The organism is Campylobacter sp. P091, assembly GCF_002138935.1.
GTDB classification, from domain to species: Bacteria; Campylobacterota; Campylobacteria; order Campylobacterales; family Campylobacteraceae; genus Campylobacter; species Campylobacter devanensis.
Window position 1 is genome coordinate 30,355 of sequence record NZ_MJKZ01000010.1, and the last position, 8,289, is coordinate 38,643.

Below are 8,289 nucleotides of genomic sequence, written 5' to 3' on the forward strand. Positions count from 1 at the left end.
GGTAATCCTTTTTAAAACTGCTCCACTAAACGCTTAAAAAAGCCAGCAAAGCTTCTATCTTCACTGGTATCAAGCACTTTCCGTTCCAATTTCTCAAGGAGATTATTTGCTGCTTGCTTAAGCTGATAAGTAGCTAATGAATGCGGAGCTTCGCTGCTAAAAAGTGTCCGTATCTTAATGCTTCTAGATACAACCTTATCACTTGGAATCCAGCCTAAAAGATTTAAATTTAGCCTATGCGAAATATTTTTATCAGCAACAGTTTTTATAGTTTGAAAAATCTTTTGAGCTTCATCTGCGTTTTTAGTCTGATTAATTAGCATAAAAACATCGCTTTTCATCTTTGAAATCACCTTAATAGTCGCATATGCATCGGTGATAGCTGCAGGATCAGGCACGGTTACAACGATAATCTCATCACACGCTTCTAAAAATACTTGCGTACTAGATCCAATCCCAGCACCAGTATCAATGATAACAAAATCCACATCTTTTAAAATTGAGGCTTGATTTAAGAACTTTTCGTATAAAAACTGATCATTAAATTTAAAAATCTCATCACCGCTCTCACCAGGAATTAATGTCAAATTTGGTTTAACTTTAATTAAAATATCTTCAAGCGGACACTCGCCTTTTAAAACATCTAGCATATTTTTGGTAATTTTCACATTTAGTAAAACATCTAAATTTGCAAGACCAATATCAGCATCAAATAATACTACTTTATAACCATTTGTTGCTAAAAGATTAGCTAAATTTGCACTAACTGTGGATTTACCTACGCCACCTTTTCCACTAGTAACTGCGATGAAATGAGTAGATTTTTTGATCTTTTGAGCTATCATTAACTCTCTTAATTTATCTGCTTGATCCATCATCCTCTCCTTTAAATCCATCTAAAACGCAACTAACCAAAAAGTCGCTCTTAGCTTCCATAATATCATCTGGGACATTTTGACCTGTTGAGAAGAAGCTCACCGGTGTACCAGTTTCATATATAAGTGAAAATATATTACCAAATATCTTTGTCTCATCAAATTTTGTAATTATAAGAGTATCGATTTCTAAAGTTGAAAAATTATTATAAATCTCTAGCAAATCATCAATTTTTGAACCGGCTGAAACGACTAAATTTACATCAACTTGATTACCGCACTCTTTTAAAAATGTATTAAGACGAGTTAATTTTTCCCTATCATACTGACTACTTCCCATAGTATCAATTAAAATTACATCGCAGTTTGATAAACTCTTAAGCGCTGAGCGAAAATCCTCAGGCTCAATCGCATCAAGAATTGGGATATTCATAATCTTAGCATATTGAAATAGCTGTTCAACCGCACCAAGCCTATAAGTATCAAGCGTGATAATCCCTGTCTTATATCTAATACTGCCGCCATGAGCAAATTTATACGCAAGTTTTGAGAGAGTTGTTGTCTTACCTACGCCAGTTGGACCTACTAGCATCATAATTCTTTTCTTTTTAGGGTCAAAGCTTTCACTTCTGCATGGCAACATATTACGCAAAAGTGAGTAGAAATATCTCTTTACAGTTGTTGGATTGCTTTTCATCGATGATGGCATATTTTCGATTGTAGCTTGCATTATACCCTTTAGATGCTCGTACTTCATTCCACTTTGTTTGGCTAGCTTGTATATTGTAGAAAATTCAGGCGGAATAATTATATCATCACGATTTTCAGCCTTATCATCCCATATCATATCAGCAATCATAGAGATTTTTTGATTTAGCTTACTTACCTCTTTGGCTACTTCATCAATCTTTTTGTCATATTCTGGGCTTTTATACTCGCTTAATTCGTTGCTTACCCCTGCTACTTTTCCAATCTCTTTAGCAACTTGAGATATATTTAATAATATATCATTATTATCTCTTGGTTTTTCTTCTATAGTATCTAGCCCGCCTTGTTCAAATCTTGATGCTGGGCGTGGGCTTTGGGTTGAACCAAGAGTATAAGCCTCAATTTGTTTTTGAATTTGATTGATTTGAGCTTGTTTTTTCTGTGCTTGGCTTGGCTGAGGAGTATCCTCTTCAACGCTAACTAAAATCTCATAAAGAGGCTTTTTATTTAGCGTTTTTGGCTGAATTTGCTTAGTTGTTACAAGCATAGCACTCTCACCACACTCCTCTTTAGCTTTCTTAAGTGCTTCAATCGCACTCTCTCCTGTAAAAGTCTTTAAAACTGTTGCCATCATATTCCTTTCATAAGACCTAATGGGATAAATACACTTGGGCGACTATTAGCTCCTGGGTGAGGTAGGATTAATTCTTCATTATTATAGCTTTTAGCACTAAAGTATAGTATATCCAAATCTAGTGTTCTAGGTGAGTTTTTAAACTCCCGTTTGCGTTTAAATCGCCTCTCAAATCTCTGCATAATCCTTAAAACTTCCCTAGCATATAAGGAAGTTTTAAGGATTATAACAGCATTTATATAATCTCTGCTAGCATAACCAAAGGCTTTATTTACCAGCATTGGTGAGCTTTGCACAATGGCAAATCTCCTATCTTTTAAAATTAAATTTAAAAATCTATCAAAAATCATAGAGGTATTACCGATATTTCCGCCTAGACCAATAATTGCGGTATATTTATGTGGGGTATAATTGTTAAATTTGCGTGGAAAATAAGCGCTTTTTAACAACATTCTAGCTCCATCGATTTTAATTGTTTTCATTAAAGAACTTCGCACCCATCGTTTGTAACAACTACGACATCTTCAATTCGTATACCAAACTCATTTTCTAAGTAGATCCCAGGCTCTATACTAAAGACCATTCCAACCTCTACTGGAGAGCTATTTCGTGGGCTAATTATTGGAAATTCATGAATATCAAGACCCACGCCATGCCCTGTTGAGTGAAAAAACTTATCACCATAACCGCTTTTTGCAATAAATTCCCTAGCTGCTGCATCAATATCACACGCTCTAACACCTGGCTTTACCGCTTTTATAGCTAAATTTTGTGCCTCTTTGACTATCTGATATATCTCATTTTGCTTTGAATTTGTAAATTTTTGCTCCTTACTAAAGCTAAAACCATCTCTAAATTCAACCGTTCTAGTACGATCTGAGCAATACCGATGATATTTTACCCCAGCATCTACTAAAAGCAGATCGCTATCTTTTATACACTCATCTAGTGGAAGAGCATGTGCTTTGGCTGCATTTGCATTTATTGCAGTAATTGGATCAAAACTAAGACCTAAATTTCCACCATCTCTTAAGATATTTCCAGCATTAAAGTTAATTAACTTCTCACTCATTCCAGCCATTATCGCTCCAGCAAGCTCATCAAATTTACTGGCTCCAAGCTGCGCTGCATAGCGTAAAATCTCAATCTCATCACTACGTTTTATCTGTCGTTTTAACTTTGAGAATTCATTCTTTGCCTTGAAATTTATATGCAAATCACGACTTAACTGGCTAAATTCAAAATAGCTAAAATCACTTGGATTAAACATTAACTCCTTAATACCAAAGCGGCGCAAAAGCAGCCTTGCATCTTTTATTATATCCTTTGATTCGATCACTTCGCAATTTTGCGCTACAGCCCTAGCCTCGATAGCATAGCGAGAATCGGTAATAAAAAACCCCCTCTGACCAAATTTGATAAAAATTTCATTATCGCAACTATAGCCGCACTCAAAATATACTGCGTTTTCGTTTTTTAAGATATAATTATGCATCATTTGATGCTGCATCCATTCGCTTAATTTGTTCAAAAATTTGAAGCATTCCAATCATAGCTAGATGATAACCAATTGGCCCAAATCCAGCGATATGTCCTGAACATACTGGCGCTATTAAGCTTTTATGGCGGAATTCTTCTCTTTGATAAATATTGCTAATATGCACCTCAAGTACAGGCAAACCAACTGAAGCAATAGCATCCCTAATAGCAATTGAAGTGTGAGTGTAGGCCGCTGGATTTATTATAATTCCATCAAATTCGCCTAAGCATTCTTGAATTTTATCTACGATTTCACCCTCAAAATTACTTTGAAAAAACTCAATCCCAACTCCAGCTTGATCAGCTACAGCTTTCATTTGCTCATGAATATTTTCCATCGTCATAACACCATAAATTTTGCGCTCACGCTTTCCAAGCATATTAATATTTGGCCCTTGGATTACCATAATTTTCATATTTTTCTCCGATAAAAAATTGCATGGCAATTATTTTACAAAATATTGGCTAAATTTTGGCTATAATGTACGCTTTTTAAGGAAAAAATATGAAAATATTAAAAGCTAAATTTATAATTTTATGTAATGAGAGCTTTGATGTAGTTCAAAATGGGGCAATTGCCTTTGATAAAACCATACATAAAATTGGCAAATTTGATGAGTTAATAGCTAGATTTAGTGATGCTGAGATTTTAGATTTTAGCGATGATATTGCTATGCCTGCTCTTATAAATTCACATATTCATCTTGAGTTTAGTGCTAATAAAACTACACTTGAATATGGTGATTTTTTACGCTGGTTAAAGAGCATTATCGCTAATGGCGACACCCTAGCAAATAATGATAAAAATAGTGCTATAAAAAGCGCTATTGCAACACAGCTAGATGCAGGTGTTAGTACAATTGGAGAGATTTCTAGCTACGGTATTGATGCGCTACACTGCGCTAATTCACCTATTAGGACAGTATATTTTAGTGAAATTTTAGGATCAAATCCTGCCTTAATAGAACAACAATGGAATGGATTTTTAAAACGTTTTAATGTTGCAAATGAGCTAAAAAGCGATCTATTTATACCAGCTATTAGCGTGCATTCACCTTATTCTGCCCATATAGAATTAAGCAAAAAAGCATTAAAATTGGCTAAAGATAATGGCATGATAGTTGCTACGCATTTTATGGAGAGCATACATGAAAAAATTTGGCTTGAGAATAGCAGCGGTGAATTTGGTGAATTTTTTAAAGGTTTTAATAAAAATGCTACGCCATTTTATACGCCAAAATCTTTTATAGAGCTTTTTGCTGATATTCAAACTCTATTTATTCACTCTATTTTTGCCGATAATTATATAAATTTAATGGATAAAAATCTCCATTCAATCATAAGCTGCCCAGTCTCAAATCGTCTATTAAGTTCAAAATTTAATCTACAAAATGCCTTAAACAATAACATAAACATAGCCTTTGCCACAGATGGTTTAAGCTCAAATATAAGCTTAAATATCTGGGATGAGCTGCGTGCTGGCCTAATGGCTCATAGTGATATAGAACTTAGCAAATTTGCCACATTTGCACTAAAATCAGTTACTAGCAATCCGGCTAAAGCTTTGGGCTTAAACCTAGGTGAGTTAAAAGCTGGAAATATCGCTGATATCGCAGTTTTTAATGGGTTTGAATTAAGCGATATAAATCAGCTTTGTATCGAGCTTATACTACATACTAAAAGCGCTAAAGCGCTATACATAAAAGGAGAAAAATGCAGCTATTAAAAAGTATATTTGCCTTTATTAAAGGTATATTTAAATTTATTAATGAGTATTTTAAAAGTATGATTTTTGTACTAATTGTTCTATTTATTATAGCTAGTAGCGGCGAAAAAAGTAGTGCAAATTTAATAGAAATTAGCCTTGAAGGGGCTATTATGGATGAAAGAGAGCTTTTAACTCAAATAGACTTAGCCAAAGATCCAAATATAAAAGGTGTGTTAATAAATATTGATAGCCCAGGTGGAGAGATGAGTGCAAGCGTAGCTATAAGTGATGCTATAAAAGAGCTATCCACACTAAAACCAGTTATTGCCTATGCTAGTGGAACGATGGCTAGTGGAAGCTACTATGCTGGTATTGGAGCACATAAAATTTATGCTAATCGTGCTAGTTTTATTGGCTCAATAGGCGTGATAATGCAGACTCCAAATACCGAAGAACTAGCCAAAAAAATTGGAATCTCAACTCAAGTAGTAAAGGCTGGAGAATTTAAAGAGGCTGGCACATTCACACGCAGCTGGAATAGCGATGAGAGAGCAGCCTTACAAGGCTTAGTAGATAAGAGCTACGAATTATTTACCAGTGATGTAGCAAATGCCCGTGGGCTGGATTTAAACTCAAGCAAACAATGGGCAAATGCTAGAGTTTTTTTGGCTCAGCAAGCACTAAATTTAGGACTAATAGATGGTATAATGAGTATAAATAGCGCTAAAAAAGAGCTAGAGATACTAAGCGGTGTAGCTACTCCTATATGGTATGAAGCTCCAATGGTACAAAAATTTATAAATAACATCGCCAAACAAAGCGCAAATTTAATAATCACAACTTTAAGCCAAAGGAGCATATTGTGGCAGTGGTAGAATCTGTAAATATTGGTATTATCAGGGATTATGGTGATTTTCGTAGTGCTATGGATAAGCACTCAGTAAGTAGCATTGAGATTGATTTTACAGGTATAGTAGGCGATATGCTAAGCGATATAATCCATCATGGCGGTGAATTTAAAGCTGTCTTTGCTAATGCAGTAAGTAATTATGCGGCTTTTAATAAGTTTGCTAGTAGAGAGCTTAAATTTGGACAGATGGGAGAGAATCTAAGCATCACTATATTAGATGAGAAAAGTGTGTGTATAGGCGATATTCACCAAATCGGTAATGCACTTTTACAGGTGAGCGAACCTAGAAAACCTTGCGTAAAACTAAGTAAAATTATAGCTAGTGGAATGACTAAATTTATATTTGAAAATGGGCTAAGTGGATGGTATTATCAAGTTTTAGAACCAGGAACGGTATGTCCAGGCGATAGTGTAAAAGTAGTTCATAAAGATACAAATCAACTAAGTGTCATGGAGTTAAATATGCTATTTTTTGCCCCAAAAGATAATATAAATCTACTACAAAAGCTAGAACGAGTACATATACGAGATGAGTGGCGTGATAGTATTACAGCTAGACTAAAAGGGATTTATGATAATTCTTATATGGATAAACTCTAAGAAATACTATTTAAAAGATTATTATACCTAGATAATAAACCCTCGCAATGGCTAAGCATTGCGAGTAAATTTAAGCTATTAAAGATTTAAATTTAAGCTACTGTAGTAGTCTTAATATATTTTGTTGTACAGCATTTGCCTGGCTCATAGCGTAGCTTCCACTTTGGGCTAGTATGTTAAATTTAGAGAAGTTTGCACTCTCACTAGCAAAGTCTACATCTCTTATTTGAGATTCAGCTGATTTTACATTTACTTGAGTAACTGTAATATTATTTATAGTAGCTACTAATTGGTTTTGTACTGAACCTAGGTCAGCTCTTAGCTTATCTAGAGTTTTTCTAGCTGCTTCAGCTACATCTATCATAGCTTGAGCACCACCATAAGTATTTACGCCACCGGCTTGGTCTACTTCTTGATTGGCATTAGATACGTTACCATTAAAAAATCCCATTGCTTTAGCCATTGTAGCACTAATTGTACCAGAATTCATATATTTAAGATTTACCGATGTTTGATTATATGCCTTGGAAGCAGTTCCTGTGATACCAGCATTTGCACTAAATATATGAGAAGCGACTAATGACATATTTTGTAGGCCTATTTTGATATCTCTAGCGTCTTGGCGAATGAAAGTCAATTGACCTAAATATGTAATACCTTTTTCTGAAAAATTACCTTTCACGCCTCCAGCTATTGTAAATGTGGCGTCAGAATGTGTGTCTACATTGATAGCTCTACCATCTTTAGCAGCTAAAACTAAGCGACCATTTTGCAAGCTAGCCTCTACTCCGGTTTCATCTTTTTTAGCGTTAATTGCAGCGATTAGAGCATTGTCAGAATCATTAGCTTTTACAGTAATATTTCCGATTGTTACGCCATTAATTGTTAAATCTTGTATTGTACCAGCACCAACAGCTTCTGACATAATCTGAGTATTATTAACTTTAACTTTTACACCAGTTTTATCGCTTACACCATTCATCATATCAGCTACGGCTTTATAGCCATCTTTTGCTAATACCGTACCAGAAATTGCTTGAAATTCATAACCGTTAGGATATCCATCAACACCACTAAGTTTTACTGTTAGGGTTTGAGCTGATAAAGTAGAGACAGTAGATACAACAGTATTAAAAACAGTCTCAAACCTAGTATGCCCAATTGTATTTGAGTTTGTAGCACCTATGCTTACTTTAGCTGTTTCATTGCTATAAGCACCTATTTGGAAGTTTTTGTTTGAAAAATTTCCATTTAGTAGTTGTTGGCCATTAAAGCTTGTAGTAGTAGCTATCATATCTAGTTCTTCAAGAAGTCT

The 8,289-nt window shown here is 34.7% G+C and carries 9 protein-coding genes; 3 read left to right on the forward strand and 6 right to left on the reverse strand.

Features of this window, described 5'->3' with window-relative positions; genetic code table 11:
- Positions 1–11 precede the first annotated feature (11 nt).
- The 5 genes from CIGNP91_RS08360 to aroQ are packed head-to-tail and all read right to left on the reverse strand — an operon-like array spanning position 12 to position 4,172.
- Positions 12–875 carry a MinD/ParA family protein gene (locus CIGNP91_RS08360; RefSeq protein WP_309543863.1) on the reverse strand — a complete coding sequence of 288 codons (864 nt, stop codon included), beginning with the start codon at positions 873–875 and terminating at the stop codon, positions 12–14.
- Positions 859–2,214: a flagellar biosynthesis protein FlhF gene (gene flhF / locus CIGNP91_RS08365; RefSeq protein WP_086225633.1), complete on the reverse strand. Its 1,356-nt coding sequence runs from the start codon at positions 2,212–2,214 to the stop codon at positions 859–861. The genes CIGNP91_RS08360 and flhF overlap by 17 nt, the downstream gene beginning before the upstream one ends.
- A complete protein-coding gene (folK, locus tag CIGNP91_RS08370; RefSeq protein ID WP_086240759.1) occupies positions 2,214–2,699 on the reverse strand; it encodes a 2-amino-4-hydroxy-6-hydroxymethyldihydropteridine diphosphokinase in 486 nt (161 codons plus the stop codon). Before folK ends, flhF begins: the two co-directional genes overlap by 1 nt.
- A complete protein-coding gene (locus tag CIGNP91_RS08375; protein ID WP_086244549.1) occupies positions 2,699–3,712 on the reverse strand; it encodes a M24 family metallopeptidase in 1,014 nt (337 codons plus the stop codon). Before CIGNP91_RS08375 ends, folK begins: the two co-directional genes overlap by 1 nt.
- Positions 3,705–4,172: a type II 3-dehydroquinate dehydratase gene (gene aroQ / locus CIGNP91_RS08380; RefSeq protein ID WP_086225630.1), complete on the reverse strand. Its 468-nt coding sequence runs from the start codon at positions 4,170–4,172 to the stop codon at positions 3,705–3,707. The genes CIGNP91_RS08375 and aroQ overlap by 8 nt, the downstream gene beginning before the upstream one ends.
- A gap of 89 nt (positions 4,173–4,261) precedes the next feature.
- Here aroQ and mqnF point away from each other — a divergent pair, with 89 nt between their 5' ends.
- Genes mqnF through CIGNP91_RS08395 form a run of 3 tightly spaced genes read left to right on the forward strand, consistent with a single transcriptional unit; the run spans position 4,262 to position 6,974 of the window.
- A complete protein-coding gene (gene mqnF / locus CIGNP91_RS08385) occupies positions 4,262–5,482 on the forward strand; it encodes an aminofutalosine deaminase family hydrolase (protein WP_086253904.1) in 1,221 nt (406 codons plus the stop codon).
- Positions 5,470–6,339 (forward strand): signal peptide peptidase SppA, encoded by an 870-nt coding sequence (sppA, locus tag CIGNP91_RS08390; RefSeq protein ID WP_086253905.1) that lies wholly within the window; start codon positions 5,470–5,472, stop codon positions 6,337–6,339. The genes mqnF and sppA overlap by 13 nt, the downstream gene beginning before the upstream one ends.
- Positions 6,327–6,974 carry an MOSC domain-containing protein gene (locus tag CIGNP91_RS08395; protein WP_236845673.1) on the forward strand — a complete coding sequence of 216 codons (648 nt, stop codon included), beginning with the start codon at positions 6,327–6,329 and terminating at the stop codon, positions 6,972–6,974. Before sppA ends, CIGNP91_RS08395 begins: the two co-directional genes overlap by 13 nt.
- A gap of 97 nt (positions 6,975–7,071) precedes the next feature.
- On the opposite strand, the gene CIGNP91_RS08400 is transcribed toward CIGNP91_RS08395, so the two are convergent.
- Positions 7,072–8,289: flagellin (locus CIGNP91_RS08400; protein WP_086253907.1), on the reverse strand; the 1,218-nt coding region annotated here is incomplete at its 5' end.

Bases quoted from the DNA above. Each gene is read 5' to 3' on its own strand.
- CIGNP91_RS08360 (WP_309543863.1), bottom strand. From the start codon at position 875: ATGGATCAAGCAGATAAATTAAGAGAGTTAATGATAGCTCAAAAGATC.
- mqnF (WP_086253904.1), top strand. From the start codon at position 4,262: ATGAAAATATTAAAAGCTAAATTTATAATTTTATGTAATGAGAGCTTT.
- flhF (WP_086225633.1), bottom strand. From the start codon at position 2,214: ATGGCAACAGTTTTAAAGACTTTTACAGGAGAGAGTGCGATTGAAGCA.
- sppA (WP_086253905.1), top strand. From the start codon at position 5,470: ATGCAGCTATTAAAAAGTATATTTGCCTTTATTAAAGGTATATTTAAA.
- aroQ (WP_086225630.1), bottom strand. From the start codon at position 4,172: ATGAAAATTATGGTAATCCAAGGGCCAAATATTAATATGCTTGGAAAG.
- CIGNP91_RS08375 (WP_086244549.1), bottom strand. From the start codon at position 3,712: ATGCATAATTATATCTTAAAAAACGAAAACGCAGTATATTTTGAGTGC.
- folK (WP_086240759.1), bottom strand. From the start codon at position 2,699: ATGAAAACAATTAAAATCGATGGAGCTAGAATGTTGTTAAAAAGCGCT.